Origin of the sequence: Micromonospora sp. WMMD1076 (assembly GCF_029581475.1) — a bacterium.
In the GTDB taxonomy this organism is placed as follows: domain Bacteria; phylum Actinomycetota; class Actinomycetes; order Mycobacteriales; family Micromonosporaceae; genus Micromonospora; species Micromonospora aurantiaca.
In genome coordinates, this window is sequence record NZ_CP120862.1 from 4,258,254 (window position 1) to 4,285,083 (window position 26,830).

Below are 26,830 nucleotides of genomic sequence, written 5' to 3' on the forward strand. Positions count from 1 at the left end.
GTCCGCCGGGAATCACGGTGCCCTACCGCGGCGGCCCGGCGGGACGGAATCGGTGATCGCTACTCGAAGCGGGACGGATCTCCGGCGCCGCGGCGCAGGATCTCCGGCTCCGGGCCGGACAGGTCGACCACAGTGGTCGGCTCCAGCCCGCAGTCCCCGGCGTCGACCACCGCGTCGACGAGGTGGTCGAGCCGTTCCTTGATCTCCCAGCCCTGGGTCATCGGCTCGTCCTCGCCGGGCAGCAGCAGCGTACTGGTCAGCAGCGGCTCGCCGAGTTCGGCGAGCAGCGCCTGGGTCACGGTGTGCCGGGGTACGCGCGCGCCGACCACCCGGCGCCGCGGGTCCTGCAACCGGCGGGGCACCTCGGCGGTGGCCGGGAGCAGGAACGTGTAGCTGCCCGGGATGACGGACTTCACCTGCCGGAAGACCGCGTTGGTGAGCTTGACGAACTGGCCGAGCTGGGTGAAGTCGGCGCACATCAGGGTGAACGGATGCCGGTCGTCGAGCCGCCGGATCTCCCGGATCCGCTCCACGCCGTCGCGGTCGCCGATCCGGCAGCCGAGCGCGTAGCAGGAGTCGGTCGGATAGGCGATCACCCCGTCGGCGCGCAGCAGGTCCACCACCTGCCGGATCACGCGGGGCTGGGGGTTGTCCGGATGCAGGTCGTAGTACCTCGCCACGCCGGCCAGCCTATGTCGCCGCACCGCCGGGGCGCAGGTTCGGCCGGGGCGGTTTCCGGAAACGGGTGGGGGCCGTTCACGACAGGGGGACCGAATCATCTCCGAAGCCAGCACAGACCGCGTCGCCGACCGCCCCGCGGAGGTGACCGATCCGCTGCTGAGCGCCGCCCGGACGCCGTGGCAGCCCGCCGCGCCCCGGCAGCCCACCGCCTCGCCGCCACCGCCGCCTGACTCAGCGTAGGCACACGCGTGCTCGCGCCGCCCCCGGCCGGCCCGGCCGGGGGCGGCGCTTCGTACGGGCCGTCGAGGCTGGTCAGCGCGCTTCGTGAGGTGACCGGAGGGTCTTCCGTGAGCGCGGGAGAGCGCTCTCTTTGGTAACAAGACATTGACGGAGCCGTAACCCGAACCTTACTGTCCCTTCTCAAGAGAGCGCTCTCACGACTGCCGGAACACCACTTCGTACCCCGCCTTCTCCTCGTGAAGGGGACCTCCATGACCCTCCTGCGGGACTTCTCCCCCGACCCCGTACCCCCGACCGCGCCCGTCCCGTCCCCGGCCCGCCGTCGCGGTCTGCGGGCGACCGCCCTCGTCGCCGCGTCAGTGCTCGCCGCCGGCCTGCTGGGCGCCGTGGTCGGCGGCGGCGGCACGGCCACCGCCGGCGCCGTCGGCGCGGGCAGCTACACCGAGACGCTGCCGCCCGGCGCCCTGCTGCCCAAGGGCTGCGGCGCGATCAGCACCAACCCGCGCATCTTCACCACCGCCGACGCGCCGGCCGGCGCCATCCCCACGAACGACTGGTGGTCCTCGCTGATCTGGAAGCGCAACAACTGCGCCGGCAGCGAGAACCTGCACGCCCACCCGCTGGCGTTCAAGGCCGAGAACAACGGGCTCGGCCTGTCGTACACCACCACCCCGGCGATCAGCGGCACCGCGACCGGGGTCGGCGAGTTCCACTACCCGTACACCGAGGACGTCCGGGTCGGGATGCCCGGACTGGCCGCGCCGGTGGTCAAGGCGGCCGGCTGGAGCGACTGGACGGTCACCGCCGACTGGAGCGACGGCAGCCGCACCATGCGCGCCACCATCGGCCACGGGCTGCCGTTCAGCTACTACACGGTCAGCGGCGGCACCGCGCAGCTCACCGCCGCCGCGACACCCACCGTCTGGCGCAACTCCGGCGCCACCATCGGCTTCACGGTCCGCGGCCACGACTACGTCGCGTACGCACCGACCGGCGCGACGTGGACCGTCAACGGCACCGGCATCAGCTCGACGCTGGCCGGCAAGGGGTACTTCTCGGTCGCGGTGCTGCCCGGCGGCGGCGACCGGGCCGCCCTGGCCGACACCTACGGCCGGTACGCCCACGCCCACGTCACCGGCACCCGGATGAGCTACACGTACGACCCGTCGGCGGGAACGGTGCGCACCACGTACGCGTTCACCACCACGCCCCGCGAGGGCAGCGAGACGAAGACGGTGGTGGCGCTCTATCCGCACCAGTGGCGCAGCCTCACCGGCGCCACCCCGATCACCCCGACGTACGTCTCGGCGCGCGGCGCCATGCGCGTGCTCACCGGCGTGCCGTCGTTCACCACCACGATGCGTTTCACCGGCGTGCTGCCCGAGGTGCCCGCCGTCGGCGACTCCAGCGGCGCGGACCTGGCCACCGTCACCGGCTACCTCAACACCGAGCAGGGCAACCCGGAGGGCGTCAGCGGCCCGGACACCTACTGGGCCGGCAAGGGACTCGGCCGGGCCGCCCGGATCGCCGAGATCGCCGACCAGCTCGGGCAGACCCCGGTCCGCGACGCGGCGGTGACAGCGATGAGGAACCGGCTGACCAACTGGCTCACCGCCGGCTCGGGCGAGACCGGCCAGCTGTTCTACTACGACCGCAACTGGGGCACGCTGATCGGCTACCCGGCCTCGTACGGCTCCGACGAGGACCTCAACGACCACCACTTCCACTACGGCTACTTCATCGCCGCCGCCGCCACCGTCGCCAAGTTCGACCCGGGCTGGGCCGACGACAGCCGATACGGCGGCATGATCGACCTGCTCATCCGCGACGCCAACAACTACGACCGCGCCGACAGCCGCTTCCCCTACCTGCGGGACTTCGACATCTACGCCGGGCACGACTGGGCCTCCGGGCTGGCGCCGTTCTTCGCCGGCAACAACCAGGAGTCCTCGTCGGAGGGGATGAACTTCGCCAACGCGCTGATCCAGTGGGGTCAGGCCACCGGCGACACAGCCGTCCGCGACGCCGGTGTCTACCTGTGGACCACCCAGTCCGCCGCCATCTCCGAGTACTGGTTCGACGTGTACGACCAGAACTTCCCGGCCGCGTTCGGGCACAAGACGGTCGGCATGGTGTGGGGCGACGGCGGGTCGTACTCCACCTGGTTCTCCTCCGCGCCGGAGATGATCCAGGGCATCAACATGCTGCCGATCACCGGCGGTCACCTCTACCTGGGCGACCACCCCGAGTACGTCAAGGCCAACTACGCCGAGCTGGTCACCAACAAGGGCGGGCCGCCGACGGTGTGGCAGGACATCATCTGGGAGTTCCTGGCCCTCGGCGACGGCGAGCAGGCGCTGCGCAACTTCCGGGCGAACAGCGGGTTCACCAGCGAGGAGGGGGAGAGCAAGGCGCACACGTTCCACTGGATCCGCAACCTGGCCGCGCTCGGCACCGTGGACACCACGGTCACCGCCAACCACCCGCTGGCGAAGGTGTTCGTCAAGAACGGCGCCCGCACCTACGTGGCGTCGAACATCACCGCCCGGCCGCTGACTGTCACGTTCTCCAACGGCACCACGCTCGCCGTGCCGGCCGGGAAGACGGCCACCTCCGGGGCGTACGCGTGGAGCGGCGGCAACGCCACCGGCGGCGTGACCGTGCCGACCGGTCCCCCGCCGACCTCGACGCCCACGCCGACCCCGACGACCGCCAGCCCGACGCCGACGCCGACCACCGCCAGCCCCACGCCGAGTACCGGTACCCCGCTGGCGCCGACCCGCTACCTGCGCTCGGGCGGCGGGCTGGACGGCACCGCCGGCACCGCCGGCACGGTGAACGTGGCGGCGGCGAACGGCAACTCCGACGGCACACCGGCCAACCCGCAGGTGTTCACCGCCACCGGGCTGACCGGCACGTACACCGGCGGGGCGACCGCGTTCGACCTGGCCGTCGACGCGGGCACCGCGGTCGGCAACGGCGTCCAGATCCGGGTCTCCTACGACCTGACCGGCAACGGCAGCGTCGAGCGGGTGGAGACCTACAGGTACTTCGCCACCGACCCGATCCCGGGTACGGAGCACTACCGGCAGACCCAGGGCCTGCTCTCGTCCACCGGCACGCTGGGCAACCTGTCCGGCGGCACGGTACGCGTCGAGGTGTGGAACGCCATCGGTGGCGCGCCCACGATCCTCGGTGTCGGCAACGCCTCGACGGTCACGCTGCCGTACGGCTCCTGACCCACGGTTCCGGCGCCCCGGCCCGCACGGCCGGGGCGCCGGCTCGTGCCGGCCCAGTCACGGCCAGCGGGTCGCGGTGGACTCGAACAGCTCGGTGTCGCTCGCGACCGGGATGACGCAGAGCAGGTGACCGCCCGGCGCGCGCAGCACGTGGCAGTCACCCCAGCGGGAAACCGGCGCGGCGCCCAGCCCGCGCAACCGCTCCACCTCGGCCGGCACGTCGTCGGTCTCGATGTCGAGATGGTAGCGGGGCGCGTCGTCGACCGACTGCACGGCGGTGACCAGCCCCGGCACCACGTCGGCCAGGCCGGTGAACTCCGGTTCGGCCGGCTCGGTGCGCACCTCCGCGCCGAACACGGCGGCCCAGAACGCGGTGGCCTCCCCGGCCTCCGCCTGCGGCGCGTCGATGATCAGGGCGTACAACCTCGATCGATGCATCGGCCGAGCCTAGCCGTGGTCACCGCCGGCGGCAGCCCCGGCGGACCGGGCTCAGGCGGTCACATGGGCGCTGTCGCCGGCCGTCGCGGCGAACGACGTGCCGCTGACCATCCGGGCCGCGTCCGAGGCGAGGAACACCACGAGCGGCGCGACGTCCTCCGGCTCGACCCACGGCACCCCCAGCGGCGTCTTCGACCGCAGCGCCGCCACCGCTTCCTGCTCCACCTCGGCCAGGTCACCGGACGGCGACTTCCCCGCCTCGGTCAGCGCCTGGACGTAGCGGTCCCGGTGCCGGGTCAGCGCGGTGTCGACCAGGCCCGGAATGACCGCGTTCACCGTCACGCCGTGCGGCCCGAGTTCCAGCGCGGCGGACTTGACCAGCCCGATCAGCCCCCACTTGGACGCCGAGTACGCGGAACCGTTCGTGGTGCCGTGCTGCCCCTGGGTGGACGACGTGACCACGATCCGCCCGCCGCCGCGCCGGACCAGCAGCGGAGCGAAGACCCGCAGCACGTTCGCCGCGCCGGTGAGGTTCACGTCGATCTGGTCGTGCCAGTGCTGATCGGTCATCTCCAGCAGCGGCGCGAACGCCTGGATGCCGGCGTTGGCGAACAGCACGTCCACGCCGCCGTGCTCCCGTTCGACAGCCTCGGCCACCGCCCGTACCGCTCCGATGTCACGCTGGTCGGCCACGTGCTGCGACCAGCGGGCGCCCGCCGCCGTCACCCGCCGGCCGGTCTCGGCCAGGTCCTCCGGCGTGGCGGGCGGGAAGTCCAGGACCGGGCTGACCGGCCCGGCGACGTCCATCCCGGCCACGTCCGCGCCCGCCTCGGCCAGCGCCACCGCCGCGGCCCGGCCGATCCCCCGCGCGGCGCCGGTGACCACGGCGACCCGCCCCGACAACGGCCCCGCCGACATCGCGCCACCCCTTCCCGAGTACGCCTCCCTCTCGCACCGTAGACCCGTGCGCGCCCGGTCCGCCCGGCATCGCCTCTTCTGCCCGCCCCGGGGCCCGCGTCCCGGTCCGAGCGGCGGCCACCGCCACGCCGACGACGAGCATCAGCGCGGCGAGGTGCCAGCAGCGCATCACGCGGTCACCTCGGCCAGCAGCTCCAGCAGGTGCCGGTACGGCTGCCCGGTGGCCCGGGCCAGACCGATCTCGCAGGTGCGGTTCACCGAGGCGTACCCGTCGAAGGGGCGCGCCGCGACGGCGGCGGCCTCGGCCCGGGTGGCCGACGCGGTCAGCTCCGGGTGCAGCAGTCCCCGGTCGCCGGCGAAGCCGCAGCACTGCCAGCCCTCCGGGACCACCACCTCGTCGGCGACCGCGCGGGCCACCGTGAGCAGCGCGTCGTCCAGGCCGAGCCGGACCGACGAGCAGGTCGGATGCAGCGCGAGCGAACCGATCCGGCGACGAACTGTCAGCCGGGGCAGCAGCGTGCCGGCGGTATACGCGACCGCGTCGACGACACGCAGGTCACCGGCGTCGTCGAGCAGCCGCTCGAAGCCCTCGGTGCAGGACGCGGCGTCGCTGACCACCGGCAGCGCGCCGTCGCGGCTCGCGGCGCGCAGCACCGGCGGCACACCGTCGCGGACCGCCCGGTAGCCCTCGACGAGTCCCTTCGACGACCAGGGGGTGCCGCAGCACAGGTCGCCGATGCCGTCGGGCACGAGCAGGCGTACGCCGGCCCGCTCGGCGAGCGTGAGCAGCGCGGCGGCCACGCCGGTGCCGCCCTGCGCCGGGGCGAACAGCGTGCCCAGGCAGGACGGGACGAACACCGCGTCCGGGTCACCGGCCGGGTGGGGGCGGCGCGGGCTGCCACCGCGCGGCAGGTCCCGCTGCCACCGCGGCACCCGGTCGGCGCCGAGGACCTTGCGGGCGGCCCGGGTGGCGGCCTCGGGCAGCGCGGGCGGCAGCGCCCCGGCCAGGTCGAGTCCCCGGGCCATGCCCCGGGTGGTGACGCCCCAGCGGCGGGCCGCCCCGCGCCAGGCCGTCCCCGCCGTCCGGCCGTGGTCCTGCGCGCGCAGCCGCTTGACCAGGTCACCGGTGTTGATCAGCACCGGGCAGGCGGTGGCGCACATGCCGTCGACCGCGCAGGTCTGCACCGCGTCGTAGTCGTAGTCGTCAGTCAGCTCCCGGACCAGCGCGGCGTCGCCTGCGGCCTGCGCGGCGGCGATCTCCCGGCGCAGCACGATGCGCTGCCGGGGCGTGGTGGTGAGGTCGCGGCTGGGGCAGACCGGCTCGCAGTAACCGCACTCGACGCAGCGGTCCACCTCCTCCTCCACGGTGGGCACGGTCTTGAGGTGCCGCATGTGGATCTCCGGGTCGCCGCTGAGCAGCACGCCCGGGTTGAGCACGCCGCCGGGGTCGCAGAGCGTCTTCAGCTCGCGCATCACCTCGTACAGCTCGTCGCCGAACTGGCGGCGCACGTACGGGGCCATCACCCGGCCGGTGCCGTGCTCGGCCTTGAGCGTGCCGCCGTTGCCGAGCACCAGGTCGACCATCTCCTCGGTGAAGTCGGCGTAACGCGCCGGGGCCTCGCCGCCGTCGAACCGCTCGTTGAGCATGAAGTGCAGGTTGCCGTCCTTGGCGTGGCCGAAGATCACGCTGTCGGCGTACCGGTGCCTGTCGAACAGGTCGGCCAGCGCCGCGCAGGTGCCGGCGAGCGCCTCGACCGGGACGGCGATGTCCTCCAGCAGCGCTGTGGTGCCGGACGGACGGGCGCCGGCCACGGCCGCGTACAGGCCCTTGCGGATGTGCCACAGCGCGGCGCGGGCGGCCGGCTCGCCGCTGAGCCGCGCCGGGGCGCTCAGCGGCAGGCCGGCCAGCACCGTCCCGGCATCGGCTACCCGGTCGGCGAGCGCCTGCGGGTCGGACTCCTGCCACTCGGCGAGCAACGCGGCGTGCCCGCGCACGGCCAGGCCGCGCAGCGTGGCGTCCGCCTTCGGGTCGCGCTGGGCCACCCGCAGGGCGGCGGCGTCGAGCAGTTCGATCGCCGCCGGCCCGGCGGCCACCAGCGCCGGCATGGCGGCCATCGCCGCGCCCAGGGAGTCGAAGACCAGCAGGCCGGTCGCGGCGTGCCGGTGCACGGGTACGGTGCGGAACGTCGCCGAGGCGACGAACGCGAGCGTGCCCTCGCTGCCCACCACCAGCCGGGTGAGCAGGCCGGCCGGGTCGTCGTGGTCGAGGAACGCGTTCACGCCGTACCCCATGGTGTTCTTCATGGCGTACTGGGCGCGGACGCGGCGCACCGAGTCGGGATTGCCGCGTACCCGGTCGCGCAGCCGCAGCAGCCCGGCGTGCAGTGCCGGTTCGGCGGCGCGCAGCCGGGCGTCGGCGTCCGGGGCGCCGGTGTCCAGCACGGTGCCGCTGGGCAGCGCGAGGACCAGCGACTCCAGCGTCCGGTACGTGTTGAACTCGGTTCCGCAGGTCATGCCGCTGGAGTTGTTGGCGACCACGCCGCCGACCGTGCACGCGGACTCGCTGGCCGGGTCGGGGCCGAGCTTGCGGCCGTACGGCGCGAGGCGCGCGTTGACCTGCCGCAGCACCACCCCCGGCTGCACCCGTACCCGCCGCCCGTCGTCGAGGACCGTCAGGTCGCGGAAGTGCCGCCGCACGTCGACGAGCAGCCGGTCGGTGACCGCCTGGCCGCTGAGGCTGGTGCCGCCGGAGCGGAACGTCAGCGCGGTGCCGGTGCGACGGCTGTGCGCCAGCAGCGCGGCGACCTGGCCGGCGTCCTGCGGTGTGATCACCGCGCCGGGGTGCAGCAGGTAGTGCGAGGCGTCGTGGGCCATCCGCAGCCGGTCCGCGGCCCGGGTCGCCACGCCGCCGGGCACCACCGACTCCAGTCCGGCCCGCGTGGACGCGCTCAGGTTCGTCATGATCACCGCACCTCCCCCGGCCCACAGTAGTCACGCACGGCGGGGCTCAGTCCGCGGTGATCCGGTCCAGCGCCCGCCGCTGGAACGCGCGGGCGGCCGGACCGGACGGCGGCGTGCCGCCCCGGCGGGCCTCGATGGAGGCGCGGATCAGCGCGGCGTCCGGGTCGTCGGCGGCCACCCGCAGCCCGGCGTCGACCTTGCCCAGCCAGACGCCGTCGCGGCTGCGCACCAGCGCCCGGCAGGCCCCGAGCACCGCGTCCTCCGCGCCGGGGGCCGGTTCGCCGCCGGATGGCGTGGGCAGCGCCAGCCACCAGCGCAGCGCGTCGGCCAGCAGCGCCCGCAGCGCCTCCGAGGACGGGTCGGCGAACACGTCGGCGGCGGGCGGGCCGAGCAGCGTCCGGCCGGACTGGCGCAGGATGCTGCGGTCCAGCGCGTACCAGAACCGCCCGTCGGCGGCGGGCCGGTCGGCCGGGTCGCAGGTGGCGCGGAACGGCATGGTGGCGCCGGTGTTCAGCTCGACCTCGAAGCCCGGCTCCGGAGTGCCGGAGGCGGCCACGTCGCGGCGGTAGACGACCAGTTCCAGGCCGCGCGCCGGGCAGGGCAGCGATTCGTGCCGCAGCCGGTCCACGAGCAGGCGCTTGTCCGCCTCCGGCAGCGGCCCGGCGACCAGCAGCGCCACGTCCACGTCGCTGCGTCCCGGCTGGTACGCGCCCAGCCCGACCGACCCGGCGGCGTACGCGCCGACGAGGTCGTCACCGAGCACGTCCCGGGAGCGGCGGACCAGTTCGGCCAGGTAGTCGCGGATGTCGTCGCGCATTCCGGCATCCTGCCCCGGCCCGGCCGTGGTCAGTCCGCCGGGTCGGGACAGCACACGGTCAGCGCGCCCGGGACCACCTTCACCTTGAGCCGTTTCGCCTTGCCCCGGGCGCCGCCGTCCACCTCGTACGTCTTCGGCGCGTCGAACCGCACCCTGATCTTGCGACCCCGGGTGATCCGCACGAACGGCGACTCCTCGGAGTGCCCGGCGGCCATCCGGCCCAGTGTGCGCGCCCAGTCCACCGCGCCGCTGGCGGTGGACACGCCGACCTCCACCGCCCCGTCGTCCGGGCGGGCGTCGTCGAAGGCCGGGATGCCGCCGGTGATGGTGCCGACGTCGCCGAACAGCACGCAGCTCGCCTCGGCGTCGAACCAGTCGGTGCCGTCGACCCGGATCCGGGTCCGTACGCACTCGCCGCGCACGTGCCGCAGCCCGGTCCAGACGTACGCGATCCGGCCGACGCGGCCCTCGTCCAGCGCCGCGCGGACCCGCTCGGGCGTCTTACGGCTCTTCGGCACCTCGTACCAGAGCAGCCGCCCGACCCCGGCGGAGACGAGCCGGGAGCGCAGCTCGTCGAGCCCTCCCCCGATTGTCTTCTTCCGGTGGGCGACGACAGCGACCACACCGGCCGGGGGCGCGGCGGGTGCGGGGGTCGTGTCCGGGCGTTCGGCCGTGCGCGTGTCCATGGCCCGGCTGGTACCCGGACGTCACGGATCCCACGCCTGCGCGCGACGCGCCCCGACACGTGCCGACGGCGTACTATGCCCGGGCCGCCACGTTCGGTACAGTGCGGAGCGTCGATCCGTGCCGCCGGGTGCGGGTGCGAGAGGTGTGGAATGCCGGGACGGACCGGATGGATGGCGCGCTGCACGCTGCGCCTCGGTCTGCTGCTCGGGGGCGTGGCAGTGATCTGGGGTGCCCACGAGGCCGCGTCCGGCTCGGCCGCCCACGCCGCCGACGGCCAGCCGGCCGGCCCGCTCACCGCCACCGTCGGGGTGCTCACCCACACGCTCGGGACGGTGCTCGGCCTGCCCACGTCCGGAACCGGCGACGCGTCCTCCACCGGCTCCGGCGACGCCGCTGCGGAGTCGGCGACGCCCGCCGCACCCGCGCCTGCTCCCGACCCGGCCGCATCCGCGCCCGCCGCCGGCTCCGCCGCGCCGGCGACCACGCCCGACGCGACCGCGCCGAAGCCCGGTACGGCGCCCGCGCCCGGCACGGGCCGGCCGTCGGCCCAGCCGGCTCCCACGGCGCCGGTCACCGGCCGGGTGGTCGAGGCGGTGGTGACGCCGGTCCGGGACCACGTGTTCACGCCCGTCACCGACGGCCTGCGCCCGGTCACCGGCCCGGTGCGGGCAGGCGTGCTCGACCCGGTGGCGGACGTGCTGGCCCCGGTCGTGGAGCCGCTGCGCCCGATCCTCGGCCCGGTCTGGCGGGGTCTGGAACCGGTACTCGATCCGCTGGATCCGGTGCTCGACCCACTCAGCCCGGTGACCGATCTGCTCGACCCGCCCGACGCGCCGGAACCCGGCCCGCCCCCGGCGCCCGGCGAGCCCGTGCCCGGCCCGGCCGCTCCCGGCGCCCCGATCGTCCCGGCCGCGACGCCCGCGCCCGCCGCCGAGCGGGCGCACGACACGCCGCTCCGCCTCGGCGGTCCGGTCCTCGCCGACCCGGCGGCGCGCGCCCTCACCGTCGTCGGCACGCGCTGGGTCGAGCCCGTGCGCAGCCGGGCACCGGCGACCGCCGGTCCGGCCGCGCACGTCACGACCACACCCGCCCTGCCGCTGCCGCTCGACGGCGTCACCCACGGCGGCGGCGCGGTGCACAGCGAGGCCGCCGACGCGGACGCGAACCGCTGGCGGCTGCCGACGCTGGCCCGCGGGTACGTGCGACCGGCGGCCGATCCGCTGCCGCCGTCACGCACGTCGCGCCCCGGCACCAGACCCGCCTGAGCGGACTCCACAGGCACCACCTCCGATCCGGAGCACGGGCGTGTCCCGCCCGTCTGCCGCATGCCGCGGCGGCGCCGCCGACAGTCGTCCGGCGCCCGCAACCGACCCGATCACGCCTGGACAACAGGAGTTCGTTCATGAGCACAGCCCTGCCCCTCGTCCGCGCCCGATGGTGCGACATCGGCCGCGTCGCCGATCTCGTCGCCGAGGCCCTCGCGCCCACCGCCCTGGCCGCCTGGCTCGTCCCCGACACGTCCCGCCGCCTGCCGGTCCTCGCCGCCGTGGCGCGGATCTGGACCGAACACGCGTTGCTGTTCGGCGACGCGTTCCTGCTGCCCGACGGCAGCGCCGCCACCGTGTGGTTCCACCGCTACCGCCCGATCCCCGCGCCCCACCGGTACGCCGACCGGCTCGCCGGCGCCGCCGGGCCGGACGAGGGCCGGTTCCGCCAGCTCGGCGTGGAGCTGGCGGCACGCCGTCCGGCCGAGCCGCACAACCATCTGGCGCTGCTGGCCGCACCGCGGGGCGGCGCGACGCACGCGCTGTCCGCGGCGCAGCGCCGGATGGACACGTTGAGCCTGCCCACGTACGCGCATCCGTGCGCCGGTGAGCAGGCGGAGGGGCTGCTGCGGCGGCACGGCTACGCCGAACGGGAGACGTTCGCCGCCCCGGACGGCACGCCGGTGCTGTCGTTGTGGCGGTCGGTGCCGTTCCCCGCGGGCGGCAACGACGGGTGGCGTTCGCGCTGGGCCGCCCGCCGGGAGCGCGACGACCGGGCCGTCGGCTGGGCGGCGCGCTGACCGGCTGAGCCCCCGGGCCGGGGCGGACGACCGCCGCCCCGGCCCGGACCGGCGCCACACCGTCCGGGTTCTTCGGCCGGTGCCGTCGGCGCAGCTCGGTTAGCCTGCGAGCCGGGCACGACTCAGCCGAGCAGTCGGAGGTAACGCGTGCGGAACAGCGGATCCACCCCGGAACCGGGCGGCGCGCCCCGGGTGCGCCCCGGGCGCAAGCGGCGGCGTCTGCTGGTCGTCCTCGCGGTCTGCACGCTGCTGGCCGGGTGCGGGCTGGTCGCCGGCGGCTACTACTTCGACAGCGTGCCGACGCCCAGCGACCTGAAACTGCCCGAGTCCACCACCGTCTACTACGCCGACGGGCGCACGCCGATGGCGAAGCTGGGCGCGCAGAACCGCACCATCGTGCCGTACGACCAGATGAACGACTCGGCGAAGCAGGCGATCGTGGCGGCCGAGGACCGTACGTTCTGGACGAACCAGGGCATCGACGTCAAGGGTGTGCTGCGGGCGGCCTGGGCCAACGTGAGCGGCGGGCAGCGGCAGGGCGCGTCCACCCTCACCCAGCAGTACGCGCGCATCGCCGCGGACCTGCGCGGGGTCACCTACTCCCGCAAGCTGCGCGAGGCGGTGATCGCGTGGAAGCTCGACGACGCGTACTCCAAGGAGGAGATCCTCGGTTTCTACCTGAACACCGTGCCGTTCGGCCGGGGCGCGTACGGCATCGAGGCGGCCGCGCAGACGTACTTCGGCAAGACGGTACGCCGGGACGCCCCCGCCGCGCGGCAGCTCACGCCGGCCGAGGCGATGGTGCTCTGCGCGATGGTGAAGCAGCCGGAGGCGGACCCGGCCGACCCGGAGGGCTCGCCCGGCTACGACCCGCGCCGCAACGCGCTGGCCCGGCAGAACTCGATCGACAGGTGGAACTACATCCGTGACGGCATGGTCAAGCTCGGCTACCTGACGCCGCGGCAGGCGGCGGATCTCGCGTACCCGGACACGGTCCGGCCGATCGACAAGAACGCGGGCCGGTCCGACCTGGACCGGCCGACCGGCCTGGTGGTCAACCATGTGCTCGCCGAGCTGCGCGAGACCGAGCCGTTCCGCGGCAAGCCGGACGAGGTGATCCGCGACGGCGGCTACCGGATCGTCACCACGATCGACAAGCGCGTGCAGGACGCGGCCGAGGCGGCGGCGGACATCCGCCGCGACACCGCGCCGCAGGCGGTACGCGGCCAGCCGGGCAACTGGCAGGCCGCGCTGGTGGCGGTGGAGCCGGGCACCGGCCGGGTGCTCGGCTACTACGGCGGCGACAGGGGCTCGGGCGCGGACTACGCCGGCTGGTACTACGACGAGAACGGCGAGACCCGCGGCTTCGGCCAGCATCCGCCGGGGTCGTCGTTCAAGGTGTACGACCTGGCCGCCGCCGTACGCGACGGGATCTCGGTGAAGCAGCGGTTCGACTCGCCGGACACCAAGGAGTTCCCCGCCTCGGGGCGGACGAAGGGCAGCGCGGCCGGGCCGATCCGCAACGCCGAGCGCGCGCCCTGCCAGCCGGACTGCGCGCTCTGGGAGGCCACCGTCGCCTCGCTGAACGTGACCTATTTCGAGCTGACCGAGAAGCTGGGCACCGCCAAGGTGATCGAGATCGCGCGGCAGGCCGGCGTGGAGTCGATGTGGGAGACGGTGCGGGGCAATCCCCGGCCGCAGCGCGTCGACCTGCGCAGCGACCCGGCCGACGAGGTGGCGAAACGGTTCTCCACCGAGGTCGGGATCGGGCAGTACGGCATCACCGTGCAGGACCACGCGAACGGGATGGCGACGTTCGCCGCAGGCGGCAGGCGTGCCGACGCGCACTTCGTCCGCTCGGTGACCAAGGACGACGAGGAGGTGTGGACCGAGCAGCTCCGTACGACGGACCTGGGCCTGGACCGGGAGGCGATCGACCAGCTCGACTGGACGCTGCGCCGTGTGCGGGCCGCCGAGCTGGGCAACGGCTGGGACTCCGCCGGGAAGACCGGCACCTGGCAGGCCGGGCAGAGCACCACGCAGAACGTGCACACGTGGATGGTCGGCTGGACCGGCGCGCTCGCCTCGGCCGTCTGGCTGGGCACCACCGACGGCAAGCCGCTGCGGACCAGGGGCGGCAGCTACGAGGTGTACGGCTCGACCGGCGCCGCGCCGATCTGGCGGCAGTTCATGACCCGGGCCACCGCGGCCATGAGGCTCGACCCGGAGAAGTACCGCTTCGGTCAGCCGGCGTTCCCCGGCGAGACCCCGGAGCCGACCCGGTCGGCGTCACCGCCGCCGGCCACCGCCGCGCCGGCACCGTCGGAGTCGCCGAGCCCGAGCCCGTCCTCGTCGAGCCCGAGCCCGGCCCCGACCGGGCGGCCGACCTCGCGGCCGACGCTGACGCCGTCGCTGCCACCGCTGCCCACCGTGTCGCCGACGCGGACCCGCGGCCCGCGCTGACCCGGCCGAGCGGCGCGACCGCCGCCGACCGCGCGGACGGCGACCTCGCGTCTATGTGCGCCATTCGCACACTGCGGCAACGTCCGCAATTTGCACCGCCATCCATCCATCGCCGACGATGTTCGCCCTGATCAGGGCCTATTGAAGATCATGGTTGCCTGGATCGACGCACGCGGCGACGCGCCCGACTGTCAGTCGTTGCCCAGGTCACCCATTGCTCCGGCCTCGGACGGCGTGTGATCGTGCACCAGCGAGCCGCCGACCCCCGGCGACTCGCGACGGTCGATCTGTCGACCCGGAGCCACGCCGGCAGCTCCGGTGACCAACCGTCACCCTGCCTCGCACCACCGCGCCGCCCGTCCCCACCGGGCTCCGTGCGGCGCGCCTGTAGAACAGGAGCAACCCCCGTGAAACTCTCACCTCGCCTCGCCGCGCTCACCGGCGCGGCCGCGGCCGGCCTGCTCGCCGCAGGCACCGCCGCCGCCGTGCAGGCCGCGCCGCCCGGACCCGTCGCCCCCGACCCGGCGCAGGCCCGCGCGGTCGCCGCCGACTCGGCCCGCGCCCTGGTCGCGAACCGCCCCGCCTACCTGCAGGCCGGCTCCGACGACGCATTCGTCCAGAAGCCGGTCATCTCCTCCGAGGGCACCCAGTACGTGCCCTACGAGCGCACCTACAAGGGCCTGCCGGTGGTCGGCGGCGACTTCGTGCTCGCCACGGACTCGGCCGGCAACCTGAAGTACGCCTCGGTCGCCCAGCAGCGCCCCATCGGCGCCCTCGCCACCACGCCCGCACTGACCTGGGCCGCCGCCACGAAGACGGCGCGCGCCCAGCTCAAGACCGTCAGCGCGGTCGAGGGCACCACGCTGGTGGTCTACGCGCTCGGCGCCGCACCGGCGCTGGCCTGGGAGACCACGGTACGCGGCACCGGCGCGGACGGCCCGAGCCGGCTCACCGTCGACGTCGACGCCCGCACCGGCGCGGTCCTGCGCACGCAGGAGCACGTGATGCGCGGCACCGGCACCGGCGCCTGGAACGGGCCCAGCCCGCTCACGCTCAACACCACCCAGTCGGGCTCCACGTACACCATGAAGGATCCGACCGTCACCAACCTGAGCTGCCAGGACGCGGCCAACAACACCACGTTCAGCGGCTCCGACGACGCGTGGGGCAACGGCACCGCCACCAACAAGGAGACCGGCTGCGTGGACGCGTTGTTCGCCGCGCAGACCGAGCACAAGATGCTCGCCCAGTGGCTGGGCCGCAACGGCGCCAACGGCAATGGCGGCTACTGGCCGATCCGGGTGGGCCTCAACGACCAGAACGCCTACTACGACGGCAGCCAGGTGCAGATCGGCAAGAACACCGCCGGCCAGTGGATCGGCTCGCTGGACGTGGTGGCGCACGAGATCGGCCACGGCATCGACGACAACACCCCGGGCGGCATCTCCGGCGGCGGCACCCAGGAGTTCGTGGCCGATACGTTCGGCGCGGCCACCGAGTGGTTCGCCAACGAGCCGTCCAGCTACGACGCGCCGGACTTCCTGGTCGGCGAGAAGATCAACCTGGTCGGCTCCGGCCCGATCCGCAACATGTACAACCCGTCCGCGCTCGGCGACCCGAACTGCTACTCCAGCAGCATCCCGTCGACCGAGGTGCACGCCGCGGCCGGCCCGGGCAACCACTGGTTCTACCTGCTCGCCAACGGCAGCAGCCCGACCAACGGGCAGCCGTCCAGCTCGACCTGCAACGGCAGCAGCGTGACCGGCCTGGGCATCCAGAAGGCCATGAAGATCATGTACAACGGCATGCTGCTGAAGACCTCGTCCTCGTCGTACCTGAAGTACCGCACCTGGACGCTGCAGGCGGCGAAGAACCTCTACCCGGGCAGCTGCGCGGAGTTCAACACCGTCAAGGCGGCCTGGGACGCGGTGAGCGTGCCGGCCCAGTCCGGTGACCCGACCTGCGCCGGCGGCACTCCGACGCCCACCCCGAGCACCACGACCACCCCGCCGTCGGGCGGCTGCTCCGGCAACAAGCTCGCCAACCCGGGCTTCGAGTCCGGCAACGTGAGCTGGAGCGCCTCGTCCGGCGTCATCACCACCGACAGCGGCCAGGCCGCGCACGGCGGCTCGTACAAGGCGTGGCTCGACGGGTACGGCTCGTCGCACACCGACACGCTCAGCCAGTCGGTGACGATCCCGGCCGGATGCCGGGCGACGTTGAGCTTCTGGCTGCACATCGACAGCGCGGAGTCGACCACGAGCACCGCGTACGACAAGCTCACCGTGAAGGCGGGCAGCACCACGCTGGCCACCTACTCCAACCTGAACAAGGCCGCCGGCTACGCGCAGCGGTCCTTCGACATCTCGTCGCTCGCAGGCACCACGGCGACCATCTCGTTCAGCGGGGTGGAGGACAGCTCGTTGCAGACGTCCTTCGTCGTCGACGACACCGCGGTCACCCTGAGCTGACAGTGGCGTGCGCGGCCGGTCGTCGTCCTCCCGGCGGCCGGCCGCCTCGCCGTGTCGGCCCAGCGTCCCGTCGCGTCGGGCCGGCGTCCCGTGTCGGCTCGGCGCCGTTTCGCCGTGTCAGGCCCGGCGCGCGCCCTGGGACGCGGTGCCGCGGTCGCGGTGGATCCGCGCGGCCGCCTCGTGCATCGCGCGGCCGAACAGCTCGGCCTGGTCGCCCATGCTGCCGAGCCGGGCGGCGAGCGCATCGGCGTCGGCCCGCGCCGACGCGCTGACCCGGGCGTCCAGCTCGGACAGCGCCGCGTTGGCGGCGGTGACGAAGTGTCCGCAGAGGACCTCCGGAGGCTCGCCGGCCAGCTCCGGGTCGATCGTCACGGAATCCAGCCGGCCACCCTGGACGGCGACCGCGCGAACCCGGCCACCGGCGGCCGTGCCCTCGGCGCGCAGCAGGTCGCCGGGCTCGCCGTCGGCGTGCGCCGAGGCCCGGGACCGCATCGCGGTGAGCGCCTGCTGTGTGCGGGTCAGCAGCTCGTCGATGCTCGCGGCCGCCGAGAACGGGTCGTTGGTCATATCCGCGCTTTCTTCACGTCTTAGCCGAGCATCGTGACCCTAGCAACCGGCTCCGACGAATCGCGGTACTGCCGCCGCGGGCCGTCTCCCGGACGCCGGGAGCAGGCCGGACACCCGTCGACGCGGCGTGTCGCGGACGGGGCGGACGCCCGGCCGGGTCGCCCCGGCCGGGCGTTCTCGGCGGCTGTCAGTGCAGCCGCAGCCGCTGACCGGGGAAGATCAGGCCGGGATCGTCGCCGACCACCGCGCGGTTGCGCTCGTGCAGGGCGCGCCAGCCGCCGTCGACGCGCTGCGTCACGGCGATCTCCGACAGCGTGTCACCACGCCGGACCAGGTACGTCCCGGCGCCGGACGACGACCGCAGGGCCACCGTCGTCGTGGCGCGCTCCGACGCGGCCCTGCGGGTGGCCGCCCGCTCCGGCGCGGCCTTGCGCGTGGCGGCCCGCTCCGGTGCCGCCTTTGTGGTGGCCCGCTCGGACCGGGTCGCCACGCTCGCCGAGCCGCCCTTCTTGCCGCAGACCGGCCACGCGCCGATGCCCTGACCGCGCAGCACCTTCCCCGCGACGGCGATCTGCTCGGACCGGCTGGCCAGGTCGGCGCGGGCGGCGTATCTCTGGCCGCCGTAGCCGTTCCAGGTGGCGCGGGAGAACTGGAGCCCGCCGTAGTAGCCGTTACCAGTGTTGATCTTCCAGTTGCCGCCCGATTCGCAGCGCGCGACCGCGTCCCAGTTGACGCCCGCGCCGGCCGGAGCGGCCGGGCCGAACAGGCTCGCGGCGCCGACTGCGGCGCCGGCCAGGGCCGCTCCGAGAGCGGTACGGCGGCTTCGGGCTGAGTATTCAGTTGCCATGTGGATTCCTCCACGCCGACGAGGTGAGCTGTCGGGTTCGGGCCGAGGAGCCCGGCCGCCGGTGGCGGCTTCACCCCGAGGTGACGATGCACCGTGGAACGTGTGGTTCCCCCGCTCCCGCGCGAGGTTCGGTTACCGGGGACGGCGGCGGGATTTGGCGTTTCCGGCCCGCGGTGTCCGCGTCTGCGAACGAAACCGACGCTAGGAGCGATTTGCGACGATCGTCCGCTTCTTGTGACGCTCTTCACCCGGCCGGGCTACCGGCCGCGGCGCTACGGTGGCAGGGCCGGGCAAGATCACGGGAGGGGCGGGACCGATGGCCGATCACGGACACGAGCCGACCTTCGGCGGCTTCGTCACCCCCGCCGCCGGGCAGCCCGACCAGGTGGTGGCGCTGGCCCGGCTCTGCGAGCAGGTCGGGCTGGACCTGGTCACGTTCCAGGACCATCCGTACCAGCCGGGCTTCCTGGACACCTGGACGCTGATGTCCTACGTGGCAGCCGCCACCGAACGCATCCGCCTGGCCGGAAACGTCCTCAACCTGCCGTTGCGCCAGCCGGTGGTGCTGGCCCGCAGCGTCGCCAGCCTGGACCTGCTCACCGGCGGCCGGGTCGAGCTGGGGCTCGGCGCGGGCGCGTTCTGGGACGCGATCGAGGCGGCGGGCGGGCGGCGCCTGGCCCCCGGCGCCGCCGTCGACGCCCTCGACGAGGCGATCCGGGTGATCCGCGAGGTCTGGGACACCGGCCGTCGTGATCCACGGGGTGGTGGAGAGCGTCGACCGCGCGCTCGTGGAGCTGGTCCGTCGGCCCGGCGACTTCACGCAGCTCCGGGAGGCGGTGGACCTGCTCACCGACACGCTGCTGTCGCACCTGTCGTACGAGGAGCACCAGATCGTCGAGCCGCTGGCCCGCCACGGGTTCTTCCCCGGCCAGTTGTGAGGTAGCCGACTTCGGGAGCCCGTCCTGCCCCCTCCCTTCCCCGCACGAGGGTTCGGCCGGCACGCCGGCATGATCCACGCCAGGTCGGCGAGGTGGCGGTATCGGAGGCATCCCGATACCGCCACCTCGGCGTGATGAAGTCGATCAAGCCGGCCCGGTCTGGCTGGGCCGGGTCCAGCCGGGCCTGGCCGGGCTACAGGCCGCGGGCCAGGCGGTCGGCGAGGATCCGGGTGAACCGCGCCGGGTCGGCCAGCTCGCCGCCCTCCGCCAGCAACGCCATGCCGTACAGCAGCTCGGCGGTCTCGGTCAGCGCGGCGGTGTCGCCGCCCTCCCCGTGCGCCTTGCGCAGCCCGGTGACCAGCGGGTGGGCCGGGTTCAGCTCCAGGGTCCGCTTGACCCGGGGCACCTCCTGGCCCATCGCCCGGTACATCTTCTCCAGCGTCGGCGTCATGTCGTGCGCGTCGCCCACCACGCAGGCCGGTGAGGTGGTCAGCCGGGTGGACAGTCGCACCTCCCTGACGCTGTCGGCGAGCGCGCCGCCGAGGAACGTGAGCAGGTCGGCGTACTCCTGGCGCTCCGCCTCGGCCTTCTCCTTCTCCTCCTCGGTCTCCAGGTCCACCTGGCCCTTGGCGACCGAGCGCAGCGTCTTCCCGTCGTACGCGCCGACGCGCTCGACCCACACCTCGTCCACCGGGTCGGTGAGGATCAGCACCTCGTAGCCCTTGGCGCGGAACGCCTCCAGGTGCGGCGAGTTCTCGATGGTGGCCCGGTTCTCGCCGGTGGCGTAGTAGATCTCGCTCTGCCCGTCCTTCATCCGCTCCACGTAGTCGCGCAGCGTGGTCGGCTCGGCCGGGTCGTGGGTGCTGGCGGCGCGGACCAGCTCCAGCAGCGTCTCGGTGTTGTCCGGGTCCTCCAGCAGACCCTCCTTGACCACCGCGCCGAACTCGGTCCAGAACGTGCGGTACGACTCGGCGGACATGTCCTTGAGCGTGGCGAGCACCTTCTTGACCAGCCGGCGGCGCACCGCGCGGATCTGCCGGTCCTGCTGGAGGATCTCCCGGGAGATGTTCAGCGACAGGTCGTGCGCGTCCACGACGCCCTTGACGAAGCGCAGGTAGTTGGGCATCAGCGCGTCGCAGTCGTCCATGATGAACACGCGCTTGACGTAGAGCTGCACACCCCGGCGGCCCTGCGGGGAGAACAGGTCGAGCGGGGCGTGCGACGGCAGGAACAGCAGCGCCTCGTACTCGAAGGTGCCCTCGCCGCGCATGTGGATCGTCTCCAGCGGGTCGGCCCAGTCGTGCGCGACGTGCCGGTAGAACTCCTTGTACTCGGCCTCGTCCACCTCGTCCCGCGAGCGCGCCCAGAGCGCCTTCATCGAGTTGAGCGTCTGTTCCTCGCGGGTGGTGGCGCCGTCCTCGCCGGGCTTGTCGACTGTCATCCGGATCGGCCACGAGATGAAGTCGGAGTAGCGCTTGACGATCTCGCGGATCGTCCACTCGGCGGTGTAGTCGTGCAGGTTGTCGTCGGTGTCGACCGGCTTGAGGTGCAGCGTGACCGACGTGCCCTGCGGGGCGTCCTCGACCTCCTCGATCGAGTACGTGCCCTCGCCCGCGGACTCCCAGCGGGTGCCGCCGGACTGCCCGGCGCGGCGGGTCAGCAGCGTCACCCTGTCGGCGACCATGAAGGTCGCGTAGAAGCCGACGCCGAACTGGCCGATCAGCTCCTGGGAGGCGGCCGCGTCGGCGGACTCGCGAAGCTTGCTCAGCAGCTCGGCGGTGCCGGACTTGGCGATGGTGCCGATCAGGCCGACCACCTCGTCACGGGTCATGCCGATGCCGTTGTCCCGCACGGTGAGCGTACGGGCGTCCTTGTCGACCTCGATCCCGATGTGCAGGTCGGAGGTGTCGGCCGACAGTTCCTTGTCGACGAGCGACTCCAGCCGCAGCTTGTCCAGCGCATCGGACGCGTTCGAGATCAGTTCGCGCAGGAAGACGTCCTTGTTCGAGTAGATCGAGTGCACCATCAGCTGCAGCAGCTGACGGGCCTCGGCCTGGAACTCCAACGTCTCGACCCGGTCGCTCACACCGACTCCCTTCACCTATGGCGGGCCTACGGCGGAAAGGATACGAGGGGTGACCAAGGAGGCACACACCGGCCGTCCCGGAATCCACTGGTACAACCAGTTGACGGGTTGATGTGTTCGGGGCCACACTGCTGCGCATGACCTTCGATCCGGCGCCTCGTGTCTCGGTCTCCGACCACGTCTTCGGGCGCTTGCGCGACGCGATCGTGTCCGGCCGCTACGCGCCGGGCGAGACGCTGCCCGGCGAGCGGGAGCTGGCCGGGGCGTTCGCGGTCAACCGGCACGCGGTCCGGGAGGCGCTGCGCCGCCTGCAACAGCTCGGCCTGGTCCGGGTCAGCCAGGGCGGCGCGACCCGGGTACTGGACTGGCGGGTCCACGCCGGGCTGGACCTGGCGCTGTCCCTGGCGCGTTCCGGTGACGTACTCCCGGTCGAGACGCTGGTGCGCGACATGCTGGAGATGCGGGCCTGCGTCGGGATCGACGCGGCCCGGCTCTGCGCCGAGCGCGCGGACGCCGCGGTCGTCGCCGTCCTGGTCCGGGCCGCCGAGGAGTACGGCGACCTGGCCCCCGACCTGGACCTGATGAACGAGGCGAACATCGCCATCTGGCGGCTGGTCGTGCACGGCAGCGGCAACACCGCCTACCAGCTCGCGTTCAACAGCCTGGTGGCCGGCACGTTCGCGGTCGGCGACGTCCCCCCGGACGCCCGCGCGGCCGAACTGCTCGACGTGGCCGGGCACCGCCGTCTCGCCGCGTCGGTCGCCTCCGGCGAGGGCGCGGCGGCGGCCCGGCACGCCCGGGCGCTGCTGACCGCGCCGGTCACCACCCCCATCACCTCCGCACCCGGAAGGGAAGCGCGCGCATGATCCCCGCCGTGCTGTACGCCGTCCCGGCGTTCCTGCTCCTGATCGTCATCGAAGCGGTCTCCTACCGCTTCCTGCCCGACGACGACGAACGCGGCTACGAGCTGCGCGACACCACCACCAGCCTGTCGATGGGGCTGGGCAGCCAGATCATCGGCTTCCCGTGGAAGCTGCTCACAGTCGGCCTGTTCGCGGCGCTGTGGACCGTGGCGCCGGTGCACCTGTCGCCCGGCGACTGGTGGACCTGGGTGATCCTGTTCTTCGCCGACGACCTGGCCTACTACTGGTTCCACCGCTCGCACCACGAGGTGCGAGTGCTCTGGGCCAGCCACGTAGTGCACCACTCCAGCGTCTACTACAACCTCTCCACCGCGCTGCGGCAGAGCTGGACGCCGATGACCTCGCTGCCGTTCTGGCTGCCGCTGGCGCTGCTCGGCATCCCGCCGTGGATGATCTTCCTGCAGCAGTCGGTCAGCCTGCTGTACCAGTTCTTCCTGCACACCGAGCGGATCAACGTGCTGCCCCGCCCGATCGAGTGGATCTTCAACACGCCGTCGCACCACCGGGTGCACCACGGTTCCAACACCGAGTACCTGGACCGTAACTACGGCGGCATCCTGATCGTCTGGGACCGGTTGTTCGGCAGCTTCGAGCCGGAGCGGGCCACCGCGCGCTACGGGCTCACCAAGAACATCGGCACCTACAACCCGCTGCGGGTGGCCACCCACGAGTTCGCCGCGATCTGGTCCGACGTACGCCGGGCCGACTGCTGGCGGCACCGCCTGGGCTACCTGTTCGGCCGTCCCGGCTGGCAGCCGGCCCGATGAGGCGCTCCTGGCTGCTGCCCCTGTTCGGGCTGGTCGCCGCCGTCGAGCTGGTCGGGGTCGCGCTCGACTCGGCCGTGCTCCAGTGGCTGGCCAAGCCGCTGCTCGCGCCGGTGCTGCTGGCGTACCTCTGGGCACACCGGCGCCGCATCGACGCGGTGGCGGTCGGCCTGGTCGCCGCCACCGCGGGCGACGTCGCGCTGCTCCTGCCGGGCGACACCGCGTTCCTGGCCAGCATGGGGTTCTTCCTGGTCACCCAGATCGCGTTCATCACCGCCTTCGTCCGGCACCGGCGCGCCCGGGGCGTGGCGTGGGCCGGTTACCTGCTCACCTGGGCCGGCGCGAACGCACTGCTCTGGGGCATGCTCGGGCCGCTGCGGCTGCCGGTGCTCGGCTACAGCCTGGCGCTGTGCCTGATGGCCGCCGCCGCGACCGGGGTGTCGGCGCGGGTCGCCGCGGGCGGGGCGCTCTTCCTCGTCTCCGACCTGCTCATCGGCGTGGGCGCGGCCGGTGTCGACCTGCCCGGGCGGGGCCTGCTGGTGATGACCACCTACTGCGCCGCGTTGCTGCTCATCACCACCGGCTGGGTGGCCGCGACGGGCCCGGCGACCGGCCCGAAGCCGCCGCCGGCGGGTACTCTGCTCGCGTGGCCAGGGAGAACGGGCGCAAGCTGATCGCCTCGAACAAGAAGGCGCGGCACGACTACGACATCCTGAAGACGTACGAGGCGGGCATCGTGCTGGCCGGCACCGAGGTCAAGTCGCTGCGTGAGGGACGGGTGTCGCTGGTCGACGCGTTCGCCCAGGAGCGCGACGGCGAGATCATGCTGTACGGCCTGCACATCGCCGAGTACGGCTTCGGCACCTGGACCAACCACGCGCCCCGGCGCACCCGCAAACTGCTGCTGCACCGGGTGGAGATCGCCCGGATCCTGGAGAAGCTGCGCGACGGCGGCATCACGCTGGTGCCGCTGTCGATGTACTTCGCCGACGGCTGGGCCAAGGTGGAACTGGGCCTGGCCCGGGGCCGCCGGTCGTACGACAAGCGCCAGGCGCTCGCCGAGCGGGACGCCGAGCGGGAGATCGCCCGGGAGATGGGCCGCCGGCTCAAGGGCCGGACGGCGGCGCGGCGGGGCTGAGCGCGCCGTTTTCTGTCCCAGGCCGGTGGCACGCTGAGGCGCATGACCGATCTGACCTGGAACCCGCTGCTCCGTGAGCAGCTCACCTGGCACTGGACCTACCAGTTGCGCGACCGCCTCGCCGGGCTCACCGACGCGGAATACCTCTGGGAGCCGGTTCCCGGCTGCTGGAGCCTGCGTCCGCGCGGCGACGGCGGCACTCCGGCGATCGACTTCGCGATGCCGCAGCCGGATCCGCCGCCGTTCACCACCATCGCCTGGCGGCTCGCCCACGTCATCGTCGGCGTGCTGGCCATGCGCAACGCGTCGCACTTCGGCCGCGCGCCCACCGACTACGCCTCGTTCCCCTACTCCCCGACCGCGGCCGGCGCGCTGACCCAGCTCGACGAGGAGTACGCCGCCTGGACGGCAGGGGTCGAGGCGCTCGGCGAGGACGGCCTGGCCCGCCCCTGCGGCCCGGCGGAGGGGCCGTTCGCGGACGTCCCGATGGCCACGCTCGTGCTGCACATCAACCGGGAGGTGATCCACCACCTGTCCGAGGTGTGCCTGCTGCGCGACCTGTACCGACACACGCCGGAGGCATCGCGGTAAGCACAAGGCTTCTTGTACATCGTGTCTTGTGGGTCTAGCCTGTCGGCATGACGGACGGAACCGGCAACCGGCGGGTGAGCGACCCGCGAGCCATGCGGGCGCTGGCCCACCCCACCCGGCTACGGCTGCTCGGCGAGCTGCGCCTGCGCGGCCCGCAGACGGTCGGCATGCTGAGCGAGCGGACCGGCGAGGCGGTGGGGTCGGTCAGTTACCACGTCGGCAAGCTGGCCGAGCACGGCTTCGTGGCCGAGGCACCCGAGCTGGCCCGGGACCGGCGCGAGCGGTGGTGGCGGGCCGCGCACGCCACCACCGACTGGGATCCACTCGAACTGCTGGACGACCCGGAGCGCCGGCTCGCCGGTAACCTGCTGCGCCAGGCCGCCATGCAGCGCTACGTGGACCGCTACCAGGCGTACCTGGACTCGGAGGCGAGCCTCGACCCGGCCTGGGTCCGCGGCACCACCAGCAGCGACATGGTGCTGCGCCTGACGCCCGAGGAACTGGTCGAGCTGCGCGACGAGCTGTCGGCGCTGGGCCGGCGCTGGCAGGAGCGCGGGGCACCCGGCCGGCCCGGCGCCGAGATGGTCACGCTGATCTGGCAGGCGTACCGGGGGCCGCGGTGACCCGCGACCGCCGGCCCCTGGCCGGACTGCTGATCGGGCACGCCGTCTCGCTGACCGGCAACGTGCTCACGCTCATCGCGTTGCCGCTGTACGTGCTGGCCGAGACCGGCTCACCGGCCGCCACCGGGTTGGCCGGGGCGTTCGCCACCGCGCCCGTGGTGCTCGGCGGCGCGTTCGGCGGCGTGCTCGTCGACCGGATCGGCTACCGGCGCTCCAGCGTGCTCGCCGACGTGGTCTCCGGCGTGACGATCGCCGCCGTACCCCTGCTGCACGCCACCGTCGGCCTGCCGTTCCCGGCGCTGCTGGCTCTGGTCTTCGTCAGCGGCCTGCTCGACACGCCGGGGCAGACAGCGCGCACCGCGTTGCTGCCGGAGGCCGCGGCGGCGGCAGGGGTGCCGATCGAGCGGGCGGCCGGGTGGGAGGACGCGACCTCGCGCGGCGCCCGGATGATCGGCGCACCCGTGGCCGGCCTGCTGGTCGGTGTGTTCGGTGCGGTGCCGGTGCTGGCGCTGGACGCGGTGACGTTCGCCGTGTCGGCCCTCGTGGTGACGCTGCTGGTGCCGCGTGGCCTGCGGCCGTCCGACGACGGGAGCGAGCCGGAGACCGGGGGCTACTGGCGGCAGTTCGCCGCCGGGCTGCGCTTCCTGGTCCGCGAGCCGCTGCTGCGCGCCATGGTCCTGCTGGTGCTGGTGACGAACCTGTTCGACGCGGCGAAGAGCAACGTGCTGCTGCCGGTGGTCGCCGAACGGGAACTCGGCGGGCCGGCCGCGTTCGGCCTGCTGGTGGGCGTCATGGGCGGCGGCGCGCTGGTCGGCTCGCTGGTGTTCAGCGCGATCGGGCACCGGCTGCCCCGCCGGGCCACGTTCGTCACCGCGTACGTGCTGTGCGGCGCCCCACCACTGTGGGCGCTCGCCGCCGCGCCGCCGCTGCCGGTGGTGGCCGCCGTGGTGGCGGTGGCCGGGCTGGCCGCCGGCGCGCTCAACCCGCTGATGGGCGCGGTCCAGTTGGAACGGGTGCCACCGGCCATGCGGGCCCGGGTGTACGGGGTGATCGGCGCGGGCGCGTGGGCGGCCATGCCGGCCGGCGCGGTCGGTGCGGGATTCGCCGCGGACCGGTTCGGCCCCACGTCCACGCTCGTCGTGATGGGCGCCTGCTACCTGCTGGTGGTGCTGACGCCGCTGCTGGGCGGGCCGTGGCGGGACATGCGCCGGCCCACTGCGGTACGGCGACGCGAGCCCGAGCCGACGTCGGAGCGCCAGCGGGAAACGCTCTCTTGACATCGACGGACTTCGTTCATACCTTCATCGAAGCCTATTTGTATGGTTTGTTAACCGTTGGGCGGGGCCGGCCGCCGTGACGGTGACGGCCACCAC

General features: G+C 73.6%; 22 protein-coding genes, 1 pseudogene and 1 riboswitch. Of the genes and pseudogenes, 14 read left to right on the forward strand and 9 right to left on the reverse strand.

The genetic code is table 11. The features are described 5' to 3' along the window. Positions 1–59: 59 nt before the first annotated feature. Positions 60–680 (reverse strand): L-threonylcarbamoyladenylate synthase, encoded by a 621-nt coding sequence (locus tag O7622_RS20295; RefSeq protein WP_282309746.1) that lies wholly within the window; start codon positions 678–680, stop codon positions 60–62. Positions 681–1,172: 492 nt separating this feature from the next. Between O7622_RS20295 and O7622_RS20300 the strand changes: the two genes are divergently transcribed. Then, on the forward strand, positions 1,173–4,160 hold the full coding sequence (locus tag O7622_RS20300; protein WP_282309747.1) for a glycosyl hydrolase: 2,988 nt from the start codon (positions 1,173–1,175) through the stop codon (positions 4,158–4,160). Positions 4,161–4,217: 57 nt separating this feature from the next. On the opposite strand, the gene O7622_RS20305 is transcribed toward O7622_RS20300, so the two are convergent. From O7622_RS20305 to O7622_RS20325, 5 genes are all read right to left on the reverse strand, one after another. After that, positions 4,218–4,598 (reverse strand): VOC family protein, encoded by a 381-nt coding sequence (locus O7622_RS20305; protein ID WP_282309748.1) that lies wholly within the window; start codon positions 4,596–4,598, stop codon positions 4,218–4,220. A gap of 51 nt (positions 4,599–4,649) precedes the next feature. Beyond that, positions 4,650–5,516, reverse strand: coding sequence for an SDR family NAD(P)-dependent oxidoreductase (locus O7622_RS20310; RefSeq protein ID WP_282309749.1), 867 nt, complete (start codon positions 5,514–5,516; stop codon positions 4,650–4,652). A 168-nt stretch (positions 5,517–5,684) separates the two neighbouring features. After that, positions 5,685–8,477, reverse strand: coding sequence for an FAD-binding and (Fe-S)-binding domain-containing protein (locus O7622_RS20315; RefSeq protein ID WP_282309750.1), 2,793 nt, complete (start codon positions 8,475–8,477; stop codon positions 5,685–5,687). Positions 8,478–8,523: 46 nt separating this feature from the next. After that, on the reverse strand, positions 8,524–9,294 hold the full coding sequence (locus O7622_RS20320; protein WP_282309751.1) for a nucleotidyltransferase domain-containing protein: 771 nt from the start codon (positions 9,292–9,294) through the stop codon (positions 8,524–8,526). A gap of 29 nt (positions 9,295–9,323) precedes the next feature. After that, the gene (locus O7622_RS20325; RefSeq protein ID WP_282309752.1) at positions 9,324–9,980 is read right to left on the reverse strand and encodes a hypothetical protein; all 657 of its coding nucleotides are present in this window, start codon (positions 9,978–9,980) and stop codon (positions 9,324–9,326) included. A gap of 171 nt (positions 9,981–10,151) precedes the next feature. Between O7622_RS20325 and O7622_RS20330 the strand changes: the two genes are divergently transcribed. From O7622_RS20330 to O7622_RS20345, 4 genes are all read left to right on the forward strand, one after another. Continuing rightward, positions 10,152–11,246, forward strand: a complete 1,095-nt coding sequence (locus O7622_RS20330; protein WP_282309753.1) for a hypothetical protein — start codon at positions 10,152–10,154, stop codon at positions 11,244–11,246. Positions 11,247–11,383: 137 nt separating this feature from the next. Next, positions 11,384–12,046 (forward strand): hypothetical protein, encoded by a 663-nt coding sequence (locus tag O7622_RS20335; protein ID WP_282309754.1) that lies wholly within the window; start codon positions 11,384–11,386, stop codon positions 12,044–12,046. 147 nt (positions 12,047–12,193) lie between these two features. Beyond that, positions 12,194–14,509, forward strand: coding sequence for a transglycosylase domain-containing protein (locus O7622_RS20340; protein ID WP_282309755.1), 2,316 nt, complete (start codon positions 12,194–12,196; stop codon positions 14,507–14,509). Positions 14,510–14,916: 407 nt separating this feature from the next. Next, positions 14,917–16,980, forward strand: coding sequence for a M4 family metallopeptidase (locus O7622_RS20345; RefSeq protein ID WP_282309756.1), 2,064 nt, complete (start codon positions 14,917–14,919; stop codon positions 16,978–16,980). A 117-nt stretch (positions 16,981–17,097) separates the two neighbouring features. Here the strand turns inward: O7622_RS20345 and O7622_RS20350 are convergent, their stop codons facing one another. After that, positions 17,098–17,547: a YbaB/EbfC family nucleoid-associated protein gene (locus tag O7622_RS20350; RefSeq protein ID WP_282309757.1), complete on the reverse strand. Its 450-nt coding sequence runs from the start codon at positions 17,545–17,547 to the stop codon at positions 17,098–17,100. 187 nt (positions 17,548–17,734) lie between these two features. Further along, positions 17,735–18,394, reverse strand: coding sequence for a transglycosylase family protein (locus O7622_RS20355; protein WP_282309758.1), 660 nt, complete (start codon positions 18,392–18,394; stop codon positions 17,735–17,737). Further along, positions 18,393–18,538: riboswitch (cyclic di-AMP (ydaO/yuaA leader) on the reverse strand. It overlaps the preceding gene by 2 nt. 172 nt (positions 18,539–18,710) lie before the next feature. Here O7622_RS20355 and O7622_RS20360 point away from each other — a divergent pair. Then, a pseudogene (locus O7622_RS20360) lies at positions 18,711–19,097 on the forward strand (LLM class flavin-dependent oxidoreductase); the annotation flags it as partial. 46 nt (positions 19,098–19,143) lie between these two features. Further along, a complete protein-coding gene (locus O7622_RS20365; protein WP_282314273.1) occupies positions 19,144–19,332 on the forward strand; it encodes a hypothetical protein in 189 nt (62 codons plus the stop codon). A 193-nt stretch (positions 19,333–19,525) separates the two neighbouring features. Here O7622_RS20365 and htpG read toward each other — a convergent pair whose 3' ends face one another. Then, positions 19,526–21,418 (reverse strand): molecular chaperone HtpG, encoded by a 1,893-nt coding sequence (htpG, locus tag O7622_RS20370; protein WP_282309759.1) that lies wholly within the window; start codon positions 21,416–21,418, stop codon positions 19,526–19,528. A 137-nt stretch (positions 21,419–21,555) separates the two neighbouring features. Between htpG and O7622_RS20375 the strand changes: the two genes are divergently transcribed. From O7622_RS20375 to O7622_RS20405, 7 genes are read left to right on the forward strand one after another with little or no spacing between them, the layout of a single operon-like run. Beyond that, positions 21,556–22,284: a GntR family transcriptional regulator gene (locus O7622_RS20375; protein WP_282309760.1), complete on the forward strand. Its 729-nt coding sequence runs from the start codon at positions 21,556–21,558 to the stop codon at positions 22,282–22,284. Continuing rightward, entirely contained in the window at positions 22,281–23,108 is an 828-nt protein-coding gene (locus O7622_RS20380) for a sterol desaturase family protein (RefSeq protein WP_282309761.1), read from the forward strand. The genes O7622_RS20375 and O7622_RS20380 overlap by 4 nt, the downstream gene beginning before the upstream one ends. After that, positions 23,105–23,779 (forward strand): lysoplasmalogenase, encoded by a 675-nt coding sequence (locus tag O7622_RS20385; protein ID WP_282309762.1) that lies wholly within the window; start codon positions 23,105–23,107, stop codon positions 23,777–23,779. The genes O7622_RS20380 and O7622_RS20385 overlap by 4 nt, the downstream gene beginning before the upstream one ends. Beyond that, positions 23,752–24,243, forward strand: a complete 492-nt coding sequence (smpB, locus tag O7622_RS20390; RefSeq protein ID WP_282309763.1) for an SsrA-binding protein SmpB — start codon at positions 23,752–23,754, stop codon at positions 24,241–24,243. The genes O7622_RS20385 and smpB overlap by 28 nt, the downstream gene beginning before the upstream one ends. A gap of 42 nt (positions 24,244–24,285) precedes the next feature. Continuing rightward, positions 24,286–24,834, forward strand: a complete 549-nt coding sequence (locus tag O7622_RS20395; RefSeq protein ID WP_282309764.1) for a DinB family protein — start codon at positions 24,286–24,288, stop codon at positions 24,832–24,834. 47 nt (positions 24,835–24,881) lie between these two features. Further along, positions 24,882–25,457, forward strand: a complete 576-nt coding sequence (locus tag O7622_RS20400) for a helix-turn-helix domain-containing protein (RefSeq protein ID WP_282309765.1) — start codon at positions 24,882–24,884, stop codon at positions 25,455–25,457. Further along, the gene (locus O7622_RS20405; RefSeq protein WP_282309766.1) at positions 25,454–26,734 is read left to right on the forward strand and encodes an MFS transporter; all 1,281 of its coding nucleotides are present in this window, start codon (positions 25,454–25,456) and stop codon (positions 26,732–26,734) included. The genes O7622_RS20400 and O7622_RS20405 overlap by 4 nt, the downstream gene beginning before the upstream one ends. The last annotated feature ends 96 nt before the right edge of the window (positions 26,735–26,830 follow it).